Origin of the sequence: Amycolatopsis melonis, from assembly GCF_040064235.1 — a bacterium.
GTDB lineage: Bacteria > Actinomycetota > Actinomycetes > Mycobacteriales > Pseudonocardiaceae > Amycolatopsis > Amycolatopsis melonis.
The window spans coordinates 292,824-315,416 of sequence record NZ_JBDZYD010000015.1 but is presented as its reverse complement, the minus strand read 5'-3'; the positions used below and the strand labels follow the sequence as shown (position 1 = coordinate 315,416).

The following is a 22,593-nucleotide window of genomic DNA, read 5'->3' as shown; positions in this document are numbered from 1 at the left end:
TCAAAGCCTTTCGGGACGCAGGAAGTGCGCGAGGGGCAGGTGGGCGTCGGCCATCTCGCGCACGACAAGGGCGGCGAACTGCTCGGCGCCGTACCGGCTGAGGTGGGTGGCGTCCTGGACGCCGTCGTGCTCGGTCGTCAGGTACAGCGGCCAGGAAGCGCTTTCGCCGAGGCCTTCCAGCAGTTCCTGGCTGCGTGCGGTCAGGTCGAGCAGCGGAATCCGCTGCTGCCGCGCGACGTCCCGCATGACCGCGGGCAGGTCGACGCCGAGGGTGTTGACCACCAGGCCGAGCGGGGTGAGCTTGCCGTCCGGGCCGAACCGGTGCCGCACCGGCGGCGTGACCAGCACCGGCGCACCGCCCTGGGCGCGGACGCCGTCGACCAGGGTGGCGAGGTTGGCCCGGTAGACCTCCTCGGTCGTCTGCTTGTCGTTGTGCGCCAGCTGGATCAGCACGGTGTCACCGCGCCGGATCATCGGCCGCACGCGCGGGAAGTACCGCGGGTCGGCGAGGTAGCTGACCGTGCTCGCGCCGGACTGGGCGTAGTTCCGCACGCTCGGCCCGGCGCGGAAGAACTCCGGCAGGGCCTGCGCCCAGCCGTTCTTCGGCAGAAACGTCCAGTCCGCGGCCGTCGAGTCGCTGATGACGAAGATCCGCGGCGCCCGCGGCCTCGGTGTCACGGCGATCCGGGCCGGATGCGGCGACGGTCCGGTGAGCCGGATCTGCAGGCCGGGTGTGCCCGGCCCGTCCTCTCCGCTCGGCATGCCCTCGGGCGTGCGCACCTCGACGGTCACCGACCGGTGGACGTCCTGGCCCGGCCGGGTTTCGACCGGGGCGAGCGCGATCCGCCGGGCTTCGACGTCGAGCCCGGTCTGTCCGGTGAGGACTGCTTCGATCTCGTAGTCGCCCGGTGGCACGTCGAAGGAACACGAGCCGTCGCACACGGTCCAGCGCGAGTGCGCGTCCGCCGGGGAGGCACTCAGTGCGAGCACGGCAGTCAGCAGCGGAACCAGGATTCTCACGGCGCTTCCTCCGGGGCGATGGCGAGCAGCGCGATGATAGCCAGGTTGCGCTGGGCGAAGTCGTTGGTGGCGAAGGTGGCGAAGTCGCCCGCGGGGTTCGTGGTGGTGCGCGTCGGGATCTCCGTCACCGGACTGGCCACGGCGGTGCCGGTGACGCGTTCGGCGGGTGGCCAGGGCTTGCCCGCGGGGTCGCTGGTGAACTGGTCCCAGCCGCGCTTGCGCAGGTTCGCGTCGCCGAGCTGTTCGCCTGCCCACGCCGTGACACGGGAGTAGATCGTCTTGAACAGGCCGGGATTGAAGTCGCGGCCGTAGCGGGCGATCTTCTCGGCCGACGGCGCCTGCGCGTAGCGGGCGAAGTCGAGGTAGGTGCGGCGGAACTCGGGGACGTCGACCAGGTCGAGGGTCTCCCAGAGGATCTGCTCGCCGAGGAAGGCCATCGACAGGTTGTAGCCGCCCTCGAAGTCGCCCTTCTCCAGGTTGACGAGGTGGCCGGTCGCCGGGTCGAAGCCGGCCGCGCCGCCTGCTTCGCCGGTGAACAGCCCGGCGGGGAACGTGGCGATGTCCTTCATGCCGGTGACGATCCGGTCGCGCCAGCGGACGTCGCCGGTGCGTTCCCATTCCGTGAGCCAGTTGCTGACCAGGGCGTACCAGTCCGGTCCGATGCGGACGCGGGCCGGGGCTTTGGTCTGTGGCGGGAGGACTTCGCGCAGCGGATCGATCGTGCGCAGGGTTTCGTCGGCCTGCAGTGACGACCGGATCAGGTCGCCGAGCAGCTCGTCGGCGGTGAGGTAGTAGGAGAACCGTTTCGTGAACGACTCGCCGACGCGGGCCTCCTTGGCGCCGTCGCCCCAGTGCACGACGGCGTGCCGCGAGCCGAGCCCGGCGAACCGGCCGCTGTGGTGCGTGTCTACTTCGGACACATGCTGGGTCATGGCGTGGGCGAGCCGGAACGTCCGGGGATCGCCCGAGCGCAGGAAGGCGTACCACAGCAGGGCGTCGGTGCCGAGTTCGGCGTTGTCCCAGGCGTACCCGCCGACGTCGTAACGCCACTCGTGGCGGTCGGCGTCGTAGGTGTGCATGACGTCGCCGTAGTGCCAGAAGCCGTACCATTCGCGCTGGTCGACCTGGTCGGCGTAGAAGGCGATTTCGCGGGCGATGCCGTCTTCGAGGGCCGCGCGGGCGGGTGTGCTGCGGTCGGGCAGGCTCCACCGGCCGAACACCCCGGCCGCGTGGTAGGTCTGCGGGTCCGTGACGAGCTGCGGCGGGGTGGTCAGAGTGGCCGAGAGCGCGGCGATGGTGTCCCGGGGTGGTGTGGCGGCCAGTGCCCACAGCCTCAGTTCGGTCGAGCGCACCATGCCCTGCGGTGTCGCGAATCCTTCTTGGACGTCCTCATAGGACAGATCGAGCCCGTGGGCGGTGGTGTCGTAGGTACGCAGGTCCATCGCCGGGGCCAGCGGGGAGTACGACCAGAGCGTCACGGTCGCGGTGTCCGTGGCCGCGCCGCGGACGTCCAGCGAGCGTGGGGCGCGCTGCCAGAAGTCGCGTAGCCCGAAGCCCAGCCCGCCGGCGGGACCGCCGACGTAACCGAAGCCGGACGCGCGGTCGCCGCGGCCCGCGTGCTTGAGCCAGCTGCCCGCCGCGCTGGTGCGTTTCCACACGGCGAAGTGGCGGGCGGACTCCTGGAACAGGGTGAAGTCGTTCCACAGCGCGAGGTTCTGGTAGCCGTCGCGGACCTGCTGGCCCCATTGTGCGACCGGCGGGGTGGCGGTGCCGTCGGTCTGGGCCTTGCGGACTGCCGAGCCGGGGTCGCGGCGCAGGCCGGTGAGCACCCGGACCGGCTCGCCCCACACACCGCCCGCGGCCGTGCCGAAGCGGACGTGCCGGTTGTGCGGCTCGTCGGTCAGCGGCACCGAGAACCGCATGCCCAGGCCGCGGACGAAGTCGTGGTTTTCGTCGGCGTCCCAGCGGAAACTGTGCACGATGCGCAGGGAGTCGTCACCAGCGCCGAGGTAGATCCGCAGTGTCCACGGCAGGACCGCCCGGCGGTCCCGCCGGTACCGGCCGGTCAGCTTGACCACCGCGCGGACCGGGCCCGGCTGCTCGATGTCGGCGCGCTCGACGATGCCCGTCCAGTCCTCGCGGCGCGGCGGGCGGGGCGCGTCGGGGTCGTCCGGCTGGTCCTGCAACCCGAGTACCAGCTCGCCGTTGCGGGCGGCGACCCGGCCGCCGCGGGAGATCGAGGGCACGGCGATCGGGCCGGTCGTGGCGACCCTGACCTCGATCGTGCCGTTGGCGAGGACGATTTCGCGGGGTGAGCGGCGCACGGTGACCGGCGACGGCGGCGCCGCGGGAGTGCCCGGGGCCAGCCGGAAGGACTCCGCGGCCGCCGACGACGTCACGGCGTGCCCGGACCACTTGACCGAGCCGTCCGGCCAGTACGCGAGCGGCCACGACTGCACCGGGACCGGCGTGCCGTCGGCCGTGGACAGAGCCAGCGGCACGGTCCGGGCCAGCGTCCCCCGCGGCCAGGGCACACCGAAGGAACACCCCGCCGGGGCAGGAGGTTTGCCGTCCAGCCAGTGCAGCTGTACTCCGGGGCCGTCCGTCCGGGCCGCGGGGAACGCCGTCCCGGGGGCTACGGCCGTGGCGGCCAGTGCCGCCGACACGCCGCCGAGAAAGGATCTTCTGGGGAAGGGGGACTGCGGGGACATCGTCGGCCTCCGGTCAGCTCGTCGCCGAGATGAACCGATTCAAACCAGAGGCGGCGACGGATGTCAACCTCGGGAACCCGAACAGTCCAGTCCCTGAGTAAGCGCTTTCTGGAATGGTTGACGACCCGCCCGGACGCGCTTAACGTGCTTGAACCGATTCAAGCCGAATTCCGGCGAGATCGCCGTGGCGCGATCGCAGAAGGGAAATCCCATGAACGGACGGTTCGGTGGGCTGGTGACGATCGTGGCCGCGCTGGTGGCAGGCCTGGTGACGGGATGCGGTAGCGGGGGTGGTGCGCCGGGCGGCACGTCGATCCGGTTCGTCTGGTGGGGCAACGAAGACCGGGCCAAGGTCACCAAGGCGGCCGTCGACCTGTTCATGAAGGACAATCCGGGCATCACCGTCCAGACGGAGTACGCTGCCTACGACGCCTATTTCCAGAAGCTGTCCACCCAGGTCGCCGGCGGCGCGTCACCGGACCTGATCCAGCTCGACCGCGCGACGCTGGGCGAGTACCAGCACCGGCACGTGCTCGCCGACCTGAGTCCGTACGTCGGCAAGGCGATCGACGTCTCCGGCATCGCCCCGGCCCTGCTGGCCGGCGGGCAGGTCGAGGGCAAGCAGTACGCGGTGCCCGGCGGCCAGACCACCCAGATGCTCGCCTACGACCCGGCGGTCTTCACCAAGGCGGGCGTCGAGCCGCCGTCCGGGCCCGGCAAGACGTGGACGTGGACGCAGTTCGGCGAGGCGCTCGCCAAGGTGGGCGCTACCGGCGTGGCCGGGACGACCGACTTCGGCTGGGCCATCGACTGGTTCGAAGTGTGGCTGCACCAGCACGGCAAGCAGCTCTACACCGGCGACGGCAAGCTCGGCTTCACCGCCGCGGACCTGACGCAGTTCTGGACACTGACCGGCAGCCTCCGCGCGAGCAAGGCCGTCACCGCGCCCGAGGTCACCACGAAGATGGACGGCTCGATGCCGAACTCCGGCCTGGTGACCAAACACGCCGGGTCCGAGATCAACTACGACTCCAGCCTGAGCGCCTACCTGTCCAGCTACGGCCCCGGCATCAAGGCGGCGCCGCTGCCCACCGACGGGCCGACGTCCGGGATGGCCGCGATGCCGCCGGTCACCTTCGCCATCGCGCAGCACTCGGCGCAGAAGGACGCCGCCGCCAAGCTGCTGAGCTTCCTGGTCAACAACCCCGAGGCGGGCAAGCAGCTGGGCGTGGCGCGCGGGCTGCCGCCCAACACCGCGATCCGCGAGCAGGTCTGCGGTACGGCCCAGGCCGCGACGAAAGCCGTGTGCGACTACGAGAAGTCCGTCGCCGACCGGATCGGCCCGGCGACCGGCCTGTGGCCCACCGGGGCCGCGGCGGTCAAGCGGGACTTCCAGCGCATCTACGACGACGTCATCTTCGGCCGGACCAGCGTCGCCGACGGGGCCGCGCGTGTCGTTCAGACCGCGCAGCAGTCCCTCGGGTCCTGAGGGAGGCACCGCATGACGCAAGCTGTGCTGGAACGGCCGGTGACGCGGGACCGGGCCGTCGTCCGCCGCCGCACCGGGCAGGGCACCGGGTACCTGTTCCTGTCGCCGTGGCTGCTCGGGGTGCTGGTACTCACCATCGGCCCGATGATCGCGTCGCTGTGGCTGTCGTTCACCGACTACGACCTGTTCGACACGCCGCACTGGGTCGGCCTCGACAACTACGTCACGATGTTCACCCGCGACGACCGGTTCTGGCACGCCGCCGGTGTCACCGCGCGGTACGTCGGAATTTCGGTGCCGCTCAAGCTCGGGCTGGCACTCGCCGTCGCGATGCTGCTGAACCGCGCGAACCGCGGCGCGGGCCTGTACCGCTCGGCGTTCTACGCGCCGTCACTGCTCGGCGCGAGCGTGAGCGTCGCGCTGGTGTGGCGGGCGATGTTCTCGACCGGCGGCACGGCCGACCGCGTGCTCGACGCGTTCGGGCTCGGCTCGGGCGGCTGGGTCGACCGGCCGGAGTTCGCGCTCCTGGCGGTGATCGCGCTGGCCGTCTGGCAGTTCGGCGCGCCGATGGTGATCTTCCTGGCCGGGCTCAAGCAGATCCCGAAGGAGCTGTACGAGGCGGCGGAGCTGGACGGCGCGGGCCCGGTGCGGCGGTTCCGCTCGGTGACGCTGCCGATGCTGTCCCCGGTGCTGCTGTTCAACCTCGTGCTGGAGACGATCCACGCGTTCCAGTCGTTCACCGGCGCGTTCGTGGTCAGCAGCGGCCGCGGCGGGCCCGGCGACTCGACGCTGCTCTACACGCTTTACCTGTACCAGCGCGGGTTCACCGACTTCCGGATGGGCTTCGCCTCGGCGATGGCGTGGGTGCTGCTGGTGGTGATCGGCGTGCTCACCGCGCTGCTGTTCCGCGGCTCGCGGCGGTGGGTGTTCTACGCGGGGGAGGGGCGATGACGCGGCGGTCGTGGGCCTGGCACCTGCTGATGGTGCTGATCCTGGTGGTGCTGCTGTATCCGGTGGTGTGGCTGGTTTCGGCTTCGTTCAAGCCCGCCGAGGAGGTGCTGGCCGGGCTGTCGCTGCTGCCGTCGCATCCCACGGGCGCGAACTACACACAGGTGTTCGGCGGCGTGGCGGGCTACAGCGTCTGGCACTACTTCACGAACTCGCTGGTGATCTCGGTGGGCGCGGTGATCGGCAACGTGCTGTCGTGTTCGCTGGCCGCGTATGCGTTCGCGCGCCTGCACTTCCGCGGCCGCGGGCCGATGTTCGGCTTCATGCTCTCGACGATCATGCTGCCGCAGCACGTCGTGCTCGTCCCGCAGTACGTCATCTTCCAGAAACTGGGGATGGTCAACACCTTCTGGCCCCTGGTCCTGCCGAAGTTCCTGGCCACGGACGCGTTCTTCGTCTTCCTGATGGTGCAGTTCATCCGCGGCCTGCCCCGCGAGCTGGACGAAGCGGCGACGATCGACGGCTGCGGCCCGGTCCGGACGTTCCGGTACGTCATCGCGCCGCTGCTGCGCCCGGCGCTGATCACCACCGCGATCTTCACGTTCATCTGGACCTGGAACGACTTCTTCTCGCAGCTGATCTACCTCAACGATCCCGGCAGGTTCACGCTGCCGCTGGCGTTGCAGATCTTCGTCGACCAGACCAGCGAGTCGGCGTTCGGGCCGATGTTCGCGATGTCGGTGCTGGCGCTGCTGCCGATCGGGCTGTTCTTCTTCGCCTTCCAGCGGTATCTCGTCGAGGGCGTGGCGACGTCGGGGCTGAAGGGATGAAAACCCAGTCCCTGACACTGCTGGCCGAAGTGCTGTTCGTCGGCCTCCTCGTCTGCGTCGCGTCGGTGTTCGTCGTGACGTCGCTGGCTGCGGCCGCCGCCGGTTCCGTCCTGCTCATCGAGGTGACTGCGGACGGCCGGACGCCGACCGTGCGGCGGTTCGCCCGGCTGTTCCGCGAGGCGCTGGCCCACCCCGTGGCCGTCCTGGCACCGGCCGGGCTGCTGCTCGTCGGCGGGATCGACGTCGTCGCGGTCCTCGGCGGGCTGCCGGGTGGCCGGGTGTTCGGGGTGGTCTTGGGCGTGGTGCTTGCCGCGCTCGTCGCGGCCGGGCTGCGGGCCGCGGCCGGCTGGCGGCCGGGCCGTCGCTGGCCGGACGTGCTGGCGTCGGAGGGCCGGGCGGCCGTGCTCGACTGGCGTGGCAGCCTCGGGCTGGTCGCGGCGATCGTCGTCGTGGCCGCCGTCGTCGCGCGGGCCCCGGCGTTCGTGGTCGTCGCGCCCGGCCTGCTGGTGCTGGCCGCCGTCGCGGTGCGGGCACGGCGGTGAAGCCGGCGATCAGCATCCGGGACGTCGCGATCCTGGCCGAGGTGTCGGTCGGCACGGTGTCGAACGTGCTGAACCGCCCGGACGTCGTGGCGGCCGCGACCCGCGAGCGGGTGCTCGCCGCGATCGACGAGCTGGGGTACGTCCGCAACGAGCCCGCCCGGCAGCTGCGGTCCGGGACGGCACGCACCATCGGGCTGGTGGTGCCGGACGTGGGCAACCCGTTCTTCACCGACGTCGCCCGCGGCGTCGAAGCGGCGGCGAGCGAGGCCGGGCACGCGGTGATCCTGTGCAACAGCGACGAGTCGGTGGAACGGGAACGCGGGCACGTCGAGCTGCTGGCGTCGCAGCGGGTGCACGGGGTGCTGATCACGCCGGTGCAGGCGGGCCCGGTGCCGCTGCGGCAGCTGCAGGACCGCGGGATCTCGGTGGTGCTGGTCGACCACCCGACGGCCGAGGAGAACCGGTGCTCGGTGGCCGTCGACGACCGCCACGGCGGCGAGCTGGCGGTGACGCACCTGCTGGCCGAGGGGTGTTCGCGCATCGTGATGGTCACCGGCCCGCCGGGCATCCACCAGGCGGCCGAACGCCACCGCGGCGCCCGCGACGCGGTCCGCCTGGCCGGGCGGCCACCGGAGGTCCTGGAGGAACTGACCGCGCCGGCGTTGAACGTGGCGTGCGGGCTGCGGGCAGGCGAGCAGCTGCTGGCCAGGGCGGTACTGCCGGACGCGGTGTTCTGCGCGAACGACCTGCTGGCGCTGGGGCTGCTGCAGGCGACGGTCCGGGCGGGCGTGCGCGTCCCGGAGGACCTGGCGATCGTGGGCTACGACGACATCGACTTCGCGGCGGCGGCCGCGGTCCCGCTGACCTCGGTCCGCCAGCCGCGTCACGAAATCGGCCGCACGGCGGCGGCGTTGCTGATCGCGGAGTCGCAGTCGCCGGACGAGCACGTCCACCGGCATGTCGTGTTCACGCCGGAGCTGGTGGTCCGGGAGTCGAGCCGGCGGCCGCGGGAGGCGCGGAAGCGTTCCGGGTGAGTCGAACCGGTTCGACCCTGGTTGCGGGGGCGGGCCGGGATGACGTGAATGACTCATTCATGTCGTCTGGTGACGTGAATGACTCATTCATGTCGTCCGGAACCGAAGGCGGGACCGGCGGCCGGGCTGGGGCCGGTGGGGTGCTCAGCCGCGGGGCCGGGCGCCCGTGCTGGACCGCAGCGAGATCGGCGGCTCCAGCAACGCGTTCCGCGGGGTGGCCTCCGGGTCCGCGATCTGGGCCAGCAGCAGGTCCACCGCCAGCCTGCCCAGCTCGACCGCCGGGACGTCCGCTGCCGTCAGGGGTGGGTGGAAGTCCTCCGCCAGGCGCTCGGCGATCACTCCCGTCAGGGAAAAGTCGCGCGGTACCTCCAGTCCCGCCTTGTGCAGTGCCCGCTGGACGCCGGGCAGGGCCGCCTCGTTGATCGTCACCGCCGCCGTCACCGCCGGCCACTGAGTGCGAATCTGCTCGAAGCAGGCCAGTCCCGCCGCGGCCTCGTCCGCGCAGCACACCGTGCGTGCCGTCAGCCCGCGCTGCTCCGCCGCCGACAGGAAGCCCGTCGCCGAACGCAACGCCGGGCCGTAACCGGCCGCCACCAGCTCCGCCGACCGGTTGATCAGCACCACCTCTTCGTGGCCCAGGTCGGCCAGGTGGTGGACGCAGCGGGTGATCAGGCCGCTGTAGTCGACGTCCACCCACCAGCTCGCCCCGGGATGCTCGACGTGGCCGATCGTCACGAACGGCACGCTCGCCCGGCTCAGCCGGTCCACGCGGGGGTCCTCCAGCAGGATCTCCATCAGGATCACGCCGTCCACGCGGCGGCCCGTCACGATGCGCTCGAACGAACGGTCGTGGTCGCCGCCGCTGGGGGACAGCAGGACGTCGAGGTCGTGGGCCGCCGCCGCGTCGACCACGCTGCCCACGAAACCCAGCTGGACGTCGGTCAGCCGCCGGCTCGCCGGGGGCACCACGAGGGCCAGCGTGCGCGTGCGGCCCTCGGCCAGCGCGCGGGCGCTCGCGTTCGGGCGGTAGCCCAGCTCGGCGATGACGTCGTTGATGCGCTGGACGGTCGCCGCCGACACCGGGCGCTTGCCGCTCAGCGCGTACGACACCGTGCTGCGCGACACGCCCGCCCGGCGCGCGATCTCCCCGATGTTCATGCCGCTCCCGACGCCGGTGACCAGAACCGGTTCGATCGTAGTCCACGCAGTATTGCGCAGGAGCGCTCGCGGGGTTTACGGTGACGCGGCCTTCGCCATCGAACCGGTTCGATGCTGGATCGAGATGATGTCCGAACGCCTCCGGGTCGTCACAGGTGCCGACAGGAAGGACCCCTCATGAACCCGATCATCCGGCTGCTCTGCGCGGCCGCCGCCGCGACGACGCTGGCCGCGTGCTCCTCCGGGACGGCCCCCACCACGGAGTCCGGCGGCACCTTCGCGGTCTGGGACCCCTACCCCCAGTTCGACGCGAGCTCCGCGTGGGCGAAGGTCATCGACAAGTGCGGTGCCGAAGCCGGGGTCAAGATCGCGCGGCAGGCCTTCGACACCACCGACCTGACCAACAAGGTGCTGCTCGCCGCCCAGCAGAACACCGCGCCGAACGTCCTGGTGGTGGACAACCCGGTCGTCTCGACGCTCGCCGAGGGCGGCGTCCTGAAGTCCAATCAGGACACCGGGCTCGACACCGCGCAGGTGGCCACGAACCTGCTCGCCGCCGGCGACGTCAAGGGCAAGGTCTACGGCGTCCCGATCGGGGCGAACACCCTCGCCCTCTACTACAACAAGGCCGTGCTGACCGCCGCCGGCGTCGACCCGGCGTCCGTGCGCGACTGGGCCTCCCTCGAGGCGGCACTGGCCAAGGTGCACGCCGCGGGCAAGAAGGGCATCACCTTCTCCGCCATCGGCACCGAGGAGGGCAGCTTCCAGTTCCTGCCCTGGTTCTGGGGCGCCGGGGCGAACCTGACCGACCTGGCCTCGCCCGCCGCCGTCTCGGCACTCGCGCAGTGGAAGTCCTGGCTGGACAAGGGATACGCGCCCAAGTCGGTCATCGGCAACACCCAGACGACCAGCTGGCAGGAGTTCGCGACCGGCGAGTACGCCTTCGCCGAGAACGGGACCTGGCAGCTGCAGAACGCCAAGAAGACCGGGTTCGACTACGGCGTTCTCGCGATCCCGGCTCGTGCCGGGGGAGCCGCCCCGGCGCCGACCGGCGGCGAGTTCGTCACCGTGCCCGTCCAGGACAACCCGGACAAGGAGAAGACCGCGGGCCGGATCGCCTCCTGCCTGACCAACCCGGCCAACGTGCTGGACTCCGACACCGCGCTGACCTACGTCTCGGCCGTCCCGGCGGTGCAGGAAAAGCAGGTCGCCGCCCAGCCGGAGCTGACGGTGTGGGTCGACGCGGTCCAGGTCGCGAAGGGCCGCACCGGCGACAACCTCGGCACGCGCTACCCGCGGATCTCCGAGCCGCTCTGGGGTGCCGTGCAGGCCGCGCTGACCGGGGCGAAGGCTCCCGACGCCGCGCTCGCGGCCGCGCAGGCCACCGCGGCGGCGGCGAAGTAGTGGCCGTCCGGGAACTGGCCGCCGCCCGGCCGGTCGCGAGAGCGGCCGGCCGGGCCCCGCGGCGCCGGCGGCGGCAGCAGGTGCTGGCGTGGGCGTTCCTCACCCCGCTCGTCGCCTACCTCCTGCTCTGCTACGGCTATCCGCTGGTGACCAACGTCGACCTGAGCCTGCGTCACTACACCGTCCGCACGTTCGTCCACGGCGGCGCGCCGCTGGTGTGGTTCGACAACTACGCGGCCGTGTTCGCCGACCCGACGTTCCGCACGGCGCTGCTCAACACGCTCGTCTTCACCGCCGCGTCCCTGCTGTTCCAGTACGGCATCGGCCTGGCGATGGCGGTGTTCTTCGCCCGGCACTTCCGGCTGGGCCCGACGTTGCGCGCGCTGTTCCTGGTGCCGTGGCTGCTGCCGCTGATCGTGTCGGGCTCGACGTGGGCGTGGCTGCTCAACAGCGAGTCCGGCGTGGTCAACTCCGTGCTGGGCTGGTTCGGCGCGGGCAAGATCGACTGGCTGACGTCGCCGACGTGGTCGCTGGTCTCGGTGATCGTCGCCAACATCTGGATCGGCGTGCCGTTCAACCTCGTCGTGCTGCACAGCGGCCTGCAGAACATCCCGGCCGAGGTGTACGAGGCGGCGTCGCTCGACGGCGCCGGTGCGTGGCAGCGGTTCCGGCACGTCACCTTCCCGCTGCTGCGCCCGGTTTCGGCGATCACGTTGCTGCTCGGGCTGGTCTACACGCTGAAGGTGTTCGACGTCATCTGGATCATGACCAGGGGTGGCCCGAGCGGGTCGTCGACGACGCTCGCGACGTGGTCCTACGAACTCGGATTCGGCAGCATGCTCCCGCGGTTCGGGCCGAGCGCCGCCGTCGGCAACGTGCTCATCCTGCTGGCCCTGGTCGCGGGCCTGCTCTACATCCGCACGCAGCGCAGGCAGGAGGACGCATGATCCGGCGCTGGCGCACGCTGCTCGGCCTGGTCCTCACCGCGGTGATGCTGTTCCCGGTCTACTGGATGGTCAACGTCTCGCTGACCCCGGCCGGGCGGATGCGCAAGTCGCCGCCCGACTGGTTCCCCGTCGCGCCGACGTTCGAAGGCTACGAACGGGTGCTGCGCGAGCAGCTTCCGTACTTCGCCACCAGCCTGCTCGTCGCGCTGGGCACCGTCGTGCTGACCCTGGCACTGGCCGCGCCCTCGGCGTACGCCCTGGCGAAACTGCGTCCGCGCGGTCATCGGGCGCTGGGGTTCGTGCTGCTGGTGGCCCAGATGATCCCGGGCATCATCATGGCGCTCGGGTTCTACGGCATCTACGTCGCGCTCGGCATCACGAACACCGCGTGGGGGCTGGTCCTGGCCGACTCGACGATCGCGGTGCCGTTCGCCGTGCTGATCCTGACGTCCTTCATGGCTTCCGTGCCCGACGAACTGGTCCAGGCGGCCACGATCGACGGCGCGGGTCCGGTGCGCACGTTCTGGTCGGTGGTGCTGCCTGCCAGCCGCAACGGGGTCGTGACAGCCGGGCTGTTCTCGTTCCTGTGGGCCTGGTCGGACTTCGTGTTCGCGGCGACGCTCGACGGCGGCGGCTCGCTGCGGCCGCTGACCCTGGGCATCTACCGCTACATCGGCAACAACAACCAGGAGTGGAACTCGATCATGGCCACGGCGGTGGTCGCCTCGGTGCCCGCTGCCGTGCTGCTGGTGCTGGCGCAGCGGTTCGTCGCCGCCGGCGTCACCGCGGGCGCGGTCAAGGACTGAAGCTCACTTCTTCCGGAAAGGACAATCCCTGTGCCGACGGGCGAATTCTCGCTGCGGGAGATCCCGTTCAGCTTCGCGGGCTCCTGGCTCGACGTCTCGCCGGTGGTGGCCCAGGCCACCGTCGCCGACGACCTGCACCTGGTGTCCCACCGCCACGGCATGCACGCCGTCCTGGCGCTGGTGCCCGAAGGCGGTGCGGGACCGGTCGCGGCCACGCCGTCCGAACTCACCTGGGGGAACGGGCGGATCCGGGCGGCGTTCGCCTCGCCGGAGGTGCTGCGGATCGCCGGGCGGGGCGCCGGGCTGCGGATCCGCGCGGCCGAGGCGACGCTCACCCCGTTCACCGGCACGTACTTCTTCACCGATCCGGTCGGCGGCGCCGCGGTCTTCACGTCGTACGAGACCGGGTACCGCTACCGCGTGACCGTCCTTTCCGGACAGTCGCGGACCGTCGGTGCCGAAGCGCTCGGCACCGCCGAACGCGCCGTCGTCGTGGACGGCGACGCGTGGGAGGTGGCGATCGAGGAACTGCCCGGGACCGCCGCGCCGTACCGGCCGGAAACGCCGTTCGACGACGTCGTCGCCGCGGCCCGGGCGGAGTTCACGGCGTTCGCCGACGCCGTCGCGCCCTGGCGGACCGAGCGGACCCCGGCGGCGGAACTGGCGTGTTACGTGCTCTGGTCGGCGATCGTGGCGCCGTCCGGGTTCGTCGGCCGCCCGGCGGTGCTGATGTCGAAGCACTGGATGGACAAGGTGTGGAGCTGGGACCACTGCTTCAACGCGCTCGCCCTCGCCGCCGGGCGGCCCGAGCTGGCATGGCACCAGTTCCAGGTCGTGTTCGACCACCAGGACGCGCACGGCGCGTTGCCCGACTCGGTCACGCACGCCGAGGTGCTGCGCAACTTCGTCAAGCCACCCATCCACGGCTGGGCGCTGGGCCGCCTGCGCCGCCGCCTGCCCGGGCAGGACCTCGGCCGGGCGTACCGGCAGCTGGCGGCGTGGACGACGTTCTGGCTCGACCACCGGCGGGTCCCCGGCCAGCCGTTCGCGCACTACGAGCACGGCAACGACAGCGGCTGGGACAACGCGACGCCGTTCGCCCGGCGACGGCTGGTGCAGTCCCCGGACCTGGCGGCGTTCCTGGTCCTGCAGCTGAACGAACTCGCCGCCCTGGCCGAGGATCCCGCCGAGGCCGCGCGGTGGCGCGCCGCGGCGGAGGAGATGCGGACGGCGCTGCTGGACCAGCTGTGGGACGGCACCCGGTTCGTCAGCCGGTCGGTCACGGGCGAGGAGATCCGGACGGGGACGAGCCTGCTCGACCTGATGCCGATCGTGCTCGGCGAGCACCTGCCGCCGGACGTCCGCGACAAGGTCGTGGCCGGGCTCGAGGAGCACCTGACGGATGTCGGGCTGGCGACGGAGCTGCCGACGTCGACGTACTACGAGCCCGACGGGTACTGGCGCGGACCGGTGTGGGCCCCGGTGACGGTGCTGATCGAGGACGGCCTCCGGCGAGCGGGAGCGGTGGACCTGGCCGACCGGGTCAGCGCCCGGTTCCGCGCGGTGTGCGAGAAGTCGGGCTTCGCGGAGAACTTCGACGCGCTGACGGGGGAGGGCCTCCGCGACCGCGCGTACACCTGGACCGCGGCGGCCTACCTGCTGCTGGCGGGCGATGCGGAAGCCCGCCGGTCCGCGGTCGTGAGTGAATAACAGTGTTCTAACCCTCATTACCACTCACGACAAGCCGCGGCAGACCGCCCAGCTCGGCGCAGGACGCTCAGGCGTGGCGGGCTCGGGCTGCTGGGGACTCCGTGCGGTGATGGTCGATGGCCAGGCGGACCAGGTGGGCGACGTGGGGGTCGTCGACGTAGTGGATCTGGCGCTTGCCGCTGCGGCGGGCGCGGACCAGGCCTGCCAGCTTGAGCTTGCCCAGGTGATGGCTGACCGTCGCGACGCTCTGACCCGTCGCCTCGGCCAGCGTGCCGACGTCCTGCTCGGCCTCGGTCAGCAGCCACATCAGGTGCAGGCGGACCGAGGCCGACAGCAGGCCGAAGGTCGCCGCGGCGTCCTGGAGCAGCTCGGGGGACAGCGGTTCGGGGTCGGGCACCCGGTCATCCTCTCGTGTCTGCCGTCACTTCGACAAGTGTTTGAGTGTTCTGGTCTACTGGGACCCGTCGCGCGAAGGGAGGTGAGCCGGATGACCGGCGAAGGAAGTAGTACCCGCCGTCGTTCCCCGCTCCGACTCCCAGGGACTTTCCATGACGCGTTCCCCCGCGCCGGTGCTCACCGTCTTCCGGCGCCTCGATAGCTCTCCCCGCGGACTGACCGAGTCCGAAGCCGAAGACCGGCTTCGCCGCTACGGCGACAACCGGGTCGAGCCCCCGCGGCACCGCCGCGCCTGGCTCGAAGCCGGGGTGCGCAGCCCGTTCGTGGCCCTGCTCACCGGGCTCGGCGTGGTCTTCACCGTGGCCGGCGACGTCCGGGGCGCGGTCACCGTCGGCGTGATGGTGCTGCTCAGCGTCGCCGTGCGGCTCTGGCAGCACAGCCGGTCCGACCGGGCCGTGGCCGCGCTGCGCGACCAGGTGACGACCACCGTGACCGTCCGCCGCCGGGCCGGGGACGGGCCCGCCGTGGAGCGGGAGATCCCGACGGCCGACCTCGTGCCAGGGGACGTCGTCCTGCTCGGTCCCGGCGACGTCGTGCCTGCCGACGTCCGGATCGTCGCCGCCACCGGCCTGCGCGTGGACCAGTCCGCCTTCTCCGGCGAGGCGCTGCCCGTCACCGATCCCGAGGTCGCCTACACCGGGACGTCGGTGGTGGGCGGCTCCGCGACCGCGGTCGTGCTCGCCACCGGCGCCGGCACCCGCTCGGGCGCGCTCGCCGGGCCCGCGCCGCGGCCGGAGTCGAGCTTCGACGCCGGGGTGCGGCGGGTCGGCTGGACGCTGGTCCGGTTCATGCTGGTGATGGTGCCGATCGTGCTCGTGGTCACCGGCACGGTCACCGGGAGCTGGGCGCAGGCGGGCCTGTTCGCCGCCGCTGTCGCGGTCGGGCTGACGCCGGAGATGCTCCCGGTGGTCGTCACGGCGAACCTGGCCCGCGGTGCCGTGCGGCTGTCGCGGCAGCGCGTGATCGTCAAGCGGCTTAACGCGATCCAGGACCTGGCCGCGATGGACGTCCTGTGCGTCGACAAGACCGGCACGCTCACCGAGGACCGGGTGGCCTACGCGCACAGCATCGACCTCGACGGCCGCCCCGATCCCGAGCCCGCCGAGTACGCGGCCGTGGCCGTGCACTTCCAGGACGACCGGTCCGACCGGCTCGACGAGGCGATCGCGCAGCAGCTCTCGGACGGCGGGACCGCCGCGCTGTTCACCAAGGACGGCGAGATCCCGTTCGACCACACCCGCCGCCGCACGACCGTGACCGTGCGCTGGGCCGGGCAGCACCTGCTGATCAGCAAGGGCGACCCGGCCGTGGTCCTGCCCCGCTGCGGCCACGCCCGCCGCGCCGGGGAGATCGTCGCGCTCACGCCGGAACTGCGTGACGCCGCCGAGGACATGGTGCGCGCGCACGCCGGGCACGGGATGCGGCTGCTGGCCGTCGCGGCGCGGGAAACCGCCGCGGGGCCCGCCGAGGAAACCGGGCTCGTCCTGGTCGGGTTCGTCGGGTTCGCCGACCCGGTCCGCGACGGCGTCGCCGAGGCGGTGCGGGACCTGGCCGCCCAGGGCGTCCCGGTGAAGGTCCTGACCGGCGACAACCGGCACGTCGCCGCGCGTGTCGCCGCCCAGGCTGGCCTCCCGGCGGCCGAGGTCGTGCTCGGCGAGGACGTCGACGCGGCCGGCGACGCCGACCTGCGGGCGCTGGCCGCGCGCGCGACGGTGTTCGCGAAGCTCACGCCCGCGCACAAGGCCCGGATCGTGACCGCGCTGCGGGAGGGCGGCCGGGCGGTCGGGTTCGTCGGCGACGGCGTCAACGACGTCGCGGCGCTGCGCACGGCCGACGTCGGGATCGCCCCGGACACCGCGACCGACGTGGCCAAGGACGCCGCCGACCTGGTGCTGCTGGAGCGGGACCTCGGCGTGCTCGCCCGCGGCGTCGCCGAGGGCCGCCGGACGCTGGCGAACACGCTCAAGTACGTCAACATCACCGCCGCGTCCAACTTCGGCAACGTGCTGACCGTGCTCGTGGCAAGCGCTTTCCTGCCCTTCCCGCCGATGCTGCCGATCCAGCTCGTGGTGGCGAACCTGCTCTACGACGCCGCCCAGCTCGCCCTGGCCTGGGACCGCGTCGACGACGGCTACCTCGCGCGGCCACGCCGGTGGGACGCCCGCGGCCTGACCCGGTTCATGCTGGTGTTCGGCCCGGTCAGCTCGCTGTTCGACCTGACGACGTTCGCGGTGCTGAGCCGGGTGTTCGACGCGGACCCGGTGCTGTTCCAGACCGGCTGGTTCGTCGAGAGCCTGCTTTCGCAGCTGCTGGTGGTGCTGGTCCTGCGCGCCCGGACGCGGGGGACGCGCCCGGCCCGGCCGGTGCTGGCCGCGGCCGCGGCGGCCGGGCTGACCGGCCTGCTGCTGCCGGTGTCACCGCTGGCCGGGCTGGTCCGGATGACGCCGCTGCCCGCCGCCTACCTGCTGTGGCTCGCCGCGATCCTGGCCGGTTACGCGCTGGCGGCGCAGCTGGTCAAGCGCCGGTATGCCCGCCGGAGTCCTGCCTGGTGGTGACGGCTCCGGCCGCGCCCCGCCCCGAAACGGAGAGAACCCTTGTCCTTGTTGCGCCCTTTTCCGGCCCGCGCCGCGCTGCCGCAGCCGCGGCGGACCGCCGCCGACGTCCTCGTCTTCCTCGGCGCGGCCGCGCTGCTGTGGCTGGTCGTGCGGCTGGCCCACGGCACCACCGCGCCGTGGAACCCGGCGACCGCACCGTCCACAGTGTCCACTGATCCGGCCGATCTTCCCTACTACGCCGGGCGTTCGCTGCTGCGGATGTTCGCGGCACTGGTGCTGTCGGTCGTCTTCACGTTCGTCTACGCCACCGCCGCGGCCCGGCTGCGACGCGCGGAGAAGGTCCTGCTGCCGCTGCTGGACATCCTGCAGTCGGTACCGGTCCTCGGGTTCCTCTCGGTGACGATCACCGGGTTCATCGCCCTGTTCCCCGGCTCCGAGCTGGGCCTGGAGTGCGCCTCGATCTTCGCGATCTTCACCTCGCAGGCCTGGAACATGACCTTCGCCTTCCACCGGTCCCTGGTCTCGCAGCCGCGGGACCTGGACGAGGCGGCGCGGCTGCTGCGGCTGTCGCGCTGGCAGCGGTTCTGGCGCGTCGACGTCCCGGGCGGGATGATCCCGCTGGTCTGGAACGGGATGATGAGCTTCGGCGGCGGCTGGTTCTTCCTCACCGCGTCCGAAGCCCTCAGCGTCGGCGACCACCAGTACGCCCTGCCCGGCATCGGCGCGTACGTCGCGGCCGCGTCCGCCGACGGCGACCTCGGCAAGGTGCTGCTGGCCATCGGGGTGATGATCGTCCTGGTCACCGGGGTCAACGTGCTGTTCTGGCGGCCGCTCACCGCGTGGGCCGAGCGGTTCCGCATCGAGCAGTCCGAAGCCGCCGAGGCACCGCGCAGCCTGGTCCTCGACCTGCTGCGCCGCTCCCGCGTGCCCGCGCTGCTGGGCCGGTTCTTCGGGCCGCTGGTGCATCCACTCGACCGCGCGATGGCCGTCTTCGGGCTCGCCCAGCGGCCGCTGCGGATTTCGCCGGGACGCCGTCGCCTCGGTGACGTCGTCTTCGGCGTCGTCGTGCTCGCCCTGGTCGCCTACGGGCTGAGCCGGGCGGCCGCGTTCGTCGCGGCAACGACGGGGTTCGGCGAGGTCGGGAACGCGCTGGGCCTGGGGCTGGTGACGTTCGGCCGGGTGGTCGTGGTGGTCGCGGTCGCGACGCTGGTCTGGGTCCCGGCCGGGGTGTGGATCGGGCTCAACCCGCGCGTGTCGCGCCTCGCGCAGCCGGTGGTGCAGGTGCTGGCGTCGTTCCCGGCGAACTTCCTGTTCCCGCTCGTCACCGCGGCGCTCGCCGCGACCGGCGTTTCCCTGGACTGGGGCGGCATCCTGCTGATGGCGCTGGGCTCGCAGTGGTACATCCTGTTCAACGTCATCGCCGGCGCGTCGGCCGTGCCCGGCGACCTGCGCGAGGCGGCAGCCGACCTGCACCTGCCGCGCAGGCTGTGGTGGCGGCGGCTGGTCCTGCCGGCGATCTTCCCCGGTTACCTCACCGGCGGCATCACCGCGGCGGGCGGCGCCTGGAACGCGTCCATCGTCGCCGAAGTCGTCTCCGCCAAGGGAACCACGCTCACCGCGACCGGGCTCGGCGCCTACATCGCCGACGCCACCGGCAGCGGCGACGCGGCCCGCATCCTCGTCGGCGTGGTGGTGATGAGCCTCTACGTCGTCGGCCTCAACCGGCTGTTCTGGCGGCCCCTGACCGTGCTCGCCGAACGCCGTTTCACCCTGTAACCGCCTGGAGGTCCCCATGTCCCGCTCCGCAGTGCTCGTCTCGGTCGAGCACGTCGGCAAGCGCTTCGACACCCTGCGCGTCCTCGACGACGTCAGCCTCGACCTGCGCGAGGGCGAGATCGTCGCCCTGCTCGGCCGGTCCGGCTCCGGCAAGTCGACGCTGCTGCGCACGATCGCCGGGCTGACCGCGCCCACCACCGGCCGCGTCCGCTACCGCGGCACCGAACTGACCGGCGCGAATCCCGGCACCGCCATGGTGTTCCAGACGTTCGCGCTCATGCCGTGGCTGACCGTGCAGGACAACGTCGAACTCGGCCTGGCCGCCCGTGGCGTGCCACCCGCCCGGCGCCGCGAGCGCGCGCTGGCGGCGATCGGCCTCATCGGCCTCGGCGGCTTCGAGTCCGCCTACCCCCGCGAGCTGTCCGGCGGCATGCGCCAGCGCGTCGGCTTCGCGCGGGCGCTCGTGCTCGAACCCGACGTGCTGCTCATGGACGAGCCGTTCTCGGCGCTCGACGTGCTCACCGCGGAGCACCTGCGCGGCGAGCTGATGGCGTTGTGGCAGCAGGAGGATTTCCCGACCAGGGCCGTCTGCATCGTCACGCACGACATCGAGGAGGCGGTCCTGCTCGCCGACCGGGTCGTCGTCCTCGGCGCGAACCCGGGACACGTGCGGGCGGAGGTCGCGGTCGGCCTCGCCCGGCCACGCGACCGCCGGGCACCGGAGTTCGCCGCGCTCGCCGACCGGCTCCGCGGCCTGCTCACCGGCCCGTTCGCGGAAATCGTCGAACGGGCTTGAAAATTTCCCACGCGTGCGGTTCCATTCTTGGCGGACTGCCGGTGGTCGTTCCCGGAAAATCGTCGGTGAAAAGGCGGGTTTTCCGGCGAAGCCGGTTCGGGAAAGCGCTTACCGCCCTTTCGGCAAGGAGGCCGGTATGAAGTGGCGACAGCTCCGTGTGGCCGTGGTCGGTCTGCTCGTGGCCGCCTGCGCCGTCGTGATGCCCGCCCCGGCGGGCGCCGCCGCCGCGCCCACGCGTGTGATGGCGTTGGGGGATTCCATCACCGGGTCGCCCGGCTGCTGGCGGGCGCTGCTGTGGCAGCACCTGCAGCAGACCGGGCACACCGACGTGGACTTCGTCGGGACGCTGCCCGCGCCCGGCTGCGGCGTCCCCTACGACGGTGACAACGAGGGCCACGGTGGGTTCCTCGCGACCGGGATCGTGCGGGACAACCAGCTGCCCGGGTGGCTGGCGGCGACGCATCCGGACATCGTGCTCATGCATCTGGGCACCAACGACGTGTGGAACAACATCCCGGCGAGCGCGATCCTGGACGCCTACACGACGTTGCTGGGCCAGATGCGGGCGGCGAACCCGGCCACCAAGCTGATCGTGGCCAAGATCATCCCGATGAATCCGGCGAACTGTAGTGCGTGTGGTCAGCGGGTGGTCGAGCTGAACAACGCCATCCCGGCCTGGGCGCAGGCGCACTCCACGGCCGCGTCGCCGATCACGGTGGTCGACCAGTGGACCGGGTTCGACACCGCGGCCGACACCACCGACGGCGTGCACCCGAACAGCACCACCGGCATCCAGAAGATGGAAAGCCGCTGGTACCCGGCGCTGGTCGCGGCGCTGGGGCCGTCCGCGACCGGGCTGCACGTCGACGGCACCCGGATCGTCGAGAGCACCGGCGCGAACTTCGTCATGCGCGGGGTCAACCACGCCTACGTCTGGTACCCCAGCCAGAACAGCTCGTTCGCGAACATCAAGTCCTTCGGGGCGAACACCGTCCGCGTCGTCCTCGGCAGCGGGCAGCGGTGGGGTCCGACGCCGGTGTCCGAGGTCGCGAACGTCGTCGCGCTGTGCAAGCAGAACCGGCTGATCTGCGTGCTGGAGGTCCACGACACGACCGGGTACGGCGAGCAGAGCGGGGCCGCGACCCTGGACCAGGCGGCGAGCTACTGGATCAGCGTGGCCAGTGCGCTCAAGGGCCAGGAGAACTACGTCGTCGTCAACCTCGGCAACGAGCCGTTCGGCAACAACCAGCAGGTGAGCGCGACCTGGGCGAGCGCGACGAGCAGCGCGATCAGCAGGTTGCGTGCGGCCGGGCTGCAGCATCTGCTGATGGCCGACGCGCCGATGTGGGGTCAGGACTGGCAGAACATCATGCGGGACAACGCGGCTTCGGTGTTCAACGCCGATCCGCAGCACAACACCGTGTTCTCCATCCACATGTACGGCGTCTACGACACCGCGGCCGAGATCAACGCCTATTTCGACGCGTTCCGCACCGCCGGGCTGCCGCTGGTGGTCGGCGAGTTCGGGAGCATGCACACCGACGGCAACCCGGACGAGGACACGATCATGGCCCAGGCGCAGGCCCGCGGTCTCGGCTATCTCGGCTGGTCGTGGAGCGGCAACAGCAGTGACGTCGCCTACCTCGATATGACGAACAGCTTCGACCCCGCGAGCCTCACCCCGTGGGGTGAGCGGTTCCTCAACGGCGCCAACGGGATCCGGCAGACGGCGAAGGAAGCCACGATCTACGGTGGCGGCCAGACCGACACCGAAGCGCCGTCGGTCCCGGGCACCCCGGTCGTTTCGGCCGTGACGGCGGGCAGTGTCACGCTGAGCTGGACGGCGTCGACCGACAACGTCGGCGTGACCGGCTACGACGTCCTGCGTGCGCCGGGGGCGAGCGGCGGGTCGTTCGGGGTGGTCGGGTCGGCCGCGACGACGTCCTTCACCGACAGTGGGCTGACCGCGTCGAGCACGTACCGCTACCAGGTGCGGGCAAGGGATGCCGCCGGGAATACCTCGCCCGTGTCCGCGGCCGTGACGGCGACGACCAGTGCGGGCGGCGGTGCCTGCAAGGTGACGTATTCGGCGTCGAACTGGGGTGGCGGCAACGGGTTCACCGCGAACGTGACCGTGGTCAACACGGGCGCCACCACGGTGAACGGCTGGACGCTGGCATTCACCTTCCCGGGCGGCCAGCAGGTGACCCTGCCCGGCTGGGGTGCCACGTTCGCCCAGTCCGGCAGTGCGGTGACGGCGAAGAACCTGAGCTGGAACGGCACGCTGGCGCCGAACGCGTCGGCCGGGATCGGGTTCAACGGCACCTACAGCGGGACCAACCCGGCACCGACGTCGTTCACGCTCAACGGAAGCACCTGCACGACCGGCTGACCGGAACCGAGAACGGAGT

At 71.7% G+C, this 22,593-nt stretch carries 17 protein-coding genes; 13 read left to right on the top strand and 4 right to left on the bottom strand.

The genetic code is table 11. The annotated features are described in order from the left end of the window. Together ABJI51_RS36120 and ABJI51_RS36115 are read right to left on the bottom strand one after the other, a co-directional pair. Complete coding sequence (locus ABJI51_RS36120; protein ID WP_348955591.1) at positions 1–1,020, bottom strand: rhamnogalacturonan acetylesterase; 1,020 nt, start codon at positions 1,018–1,020, stop codon at positions 1–3. Next, on the bottom strand, positions 1,017–3,731 hold the full coding sequence (locus ABJI51_RS36115; RefSeq protein ID WP_348955590.1) for an exo-rhamnogalacturonan lyase family protein: 2,715 nt from the start codon (positions 3,729–3,731) through the stop codon (positions 1,017–1,019). The genes ABJI51_RS36120 and ABJI51_RS36115 overlap by 4 nt, the downstream gene beginning before the upstream one ends. 211 nt (positions 3,732–3,942) lie before the next feature. On the opposite strand from ABJI51_RS36115, the gene ABJI51_RS36110 reads away from it, so the two are divergent. The 5 genes from ABJI51_RS36110 to ABJI51_RS36090 are packed head-to-tail and all read left to right on the top strand — an operon-like array spanning position 3,943 to position 8,574. Next, positions 3,943–5,220, top strand: coding sequence for an ABC transporter substrate-binding protein (locus ABJI51_RS36110; protein ID WP_348955589.1), 1,278 nt, complete (start codon positions 3,943–3,945; stop codon positions 5,218–5,220). 12 nt (positions 5,221–5,232) lie between these two features. Next, positions 5,233–6,171 (top strand): carbohydrate ABC transporter permease, encoded by a 939-nt coding sequence (locus tag ABJI51_RS36105; protein ID WP_348955588.1) that lies wholly within the window; start codon positions 5,233–5,235, stop codon positions 6,169–6,171. Further along, positions 6,168–6,998, top strand: a complete 831-nt coding sequence (locus tag ABJI51_RS36100) for a carbohydrate ABC transporter permease (RefSeq protein ID WP_348955587.1) — start codon at positions 6,168–6,170, stop codon at positions 6,996–6,998. Before ABJI51_RS36105 ends, ABJI51_RS36100 begins: the two co-directional genes overlap by 4 nt. Further along, a complete protein-coding gene (locus ABJI51_RS36095) occupies positions 6,995–7,540 on the top strand; it encodes a hypothetical protein (protein ID WP_348955586.1) in 546 nt (181 codons plus the stop codon). The genes ABJI51_RS36100 and ABJI51_RS36095 overlap by 4 nt, the downstream gene beginning before the upstream one ends. Beyond that, entirely contained in the window at positions 7,537–8,574 is a 1,038-nt protein-coding gene (locus ABJI51_RS36090) for a LacI family DNA-binding transcriptional regulator (RefSeq protein ID WP_348955585.1), read from the top strand. Before ABJI51_RS36095 ends, ABJI51_RS36090 begins: the two co-directional genes overlap by 4 nt. Before the next feature lie 144 nt (positions 8,575–8,718). Here the strand turns inward: ABJI51_RS36090 and ABJI51_RS36085 are convergent, their stop codons facing one another. Beyond that, entirely contained in the window at positions 8,719–9,732 is a 1,014-nt protein-coding gene (locus tag ABJI51_RS36085) for a LacI family DNA-binding transcriptional regulator (protein ID WP_348955584.1), read from the bottom strand. A gap of 177 nt (positions 9,733–9,909) precedes the next feature. Here ABJI51_RS36085 and ABJI51_RS36080 point away from each other — a divergent pair, with 177 nt between their 5' ends. From ABJI51_RS36080 to ABJI51_RS36065, 4 genes are read left to right on the top strand one after another with little or no spacing between them, the layout of a single operon-like run. Then, complete coding sequence (locus ABJI51_RS36080; protein ID WP_348955583.1) at positions 9,910–11,136, top strand: sugar ABC transporter substrate-binding protein; 1,227 nt, start codon at positions 9,910–9,912, stop codon at positions 11,134–11,136. Further along, on the top strand, positions 11,136–12,083 hold the full coding sequence (locus tag ABJI51_RS36075) for a carbohydrate ABC transporter permease (protein ID WP_348955582.1): 948 nt from the start codon (positions 11,136–11,138) through the stop codon (positions 12,081–12,083). The genes ABJI51_RS36080 and ABJI51_RS36075 overlap by 1 nt, the downstream gene beginning before the upstream one ends. Further along, entirely contained in the window at positions 12,080–12,889 is an 810-nt protein-coding gene (locus tag ABJI51_RS36070; protein WP_348955581.1) for a carbohydrate ABC transporter permease, read from the top strand. The genes ABJI51_RS36075 and ABJI51_RS36070 overlap by 4 nt, the downstream gene beginning before the upstream one ends. Positions 12,890–12,919: 30 nt before the next feature. Continuing rightward, complete coding sequence (locus ABJI51_RS36065; protein WP_348955580.1) at positions 12,920–14,599, top strand: amylo-alpha-1,6-glucosidase; 1,680 nt, start codon at positions 12,920–12,922, stop codon at positions 14,597–14,599. Between the two features lie 67 nt (positions 14,600–14,666). Here the strand turns inward: ABJI51_RS36065 and ABJI51_RS36060 are convergent, their stop codons facing one another. Next, a complete protein-coding gene (locus ABJI51_RS36060; RefSeq protein WP_348955579.1) occupies positions 14,667–14,996 on the bottom strand; it encodes an ArsR/SmtB family transcription factor in 330 nt (109 codons plus the stop codon). A gap of 151 nt (positions 14,997–15,147) precedes the next feature. Here ABJI51_RS36060 and mgtA point away from each other — a divergent pair, with 151 nt between their 5' ends. The 4 genes from mgtA (at position 15,148) to ABJI51_RS36040 (ending at position 22,574) form a co-directional block, all read left to right on the top strand. Continuing rightward, positions 15,148–17,610, top strand: a complete 2,463-nt coding sequence (mgtA, locus tag ABJI51_RS36055) for a magnesium-translocating P-type ATPase (protein ID WP_348955578.1) — start codon at positions 15,148–15,150, stop codon at positions 17,608–17,610. Between the two features lie 48 nt (positions 17,611–17,658). Beyond that, entirely contained in the window at positions 17,659–19,386 is a 1,728-nt protein-coding gene (locus ABJI51_RS36050) for an ABC transporter permease (protein ID WP_348955577.1), read from the top strand. A gap of 16 nt (positions 19,387–19,402) precedes the next feature. Next, positions 19,403–20,182 carry an ABC transporter ATP-binding protein gene (locus tag ABJI51_RS36045; RefSeq protein ID WP_348955576.1) on the top strand — a complete coding sequence of 260 codons (780 nt, stop codon included), beginning with the start codon at positions 19,403–19,405 and terminating at the stop codon, positions 20,180–20,182. A 136-nt stretch (positions 20,183–20,318) separates the two neighbouring features. Continuing rightward, entirely contained in the window at positions 20,319–22,574 is a 2,256-nt protein-coding gene (locus ABJI51_RS36040) for a cellulase family glycosylhydrolase (protein WP_348955575.1), read from the top strand. The last annotated feature ends 19 nt before the right edge of the window (positions 22,575–22,593 follow it).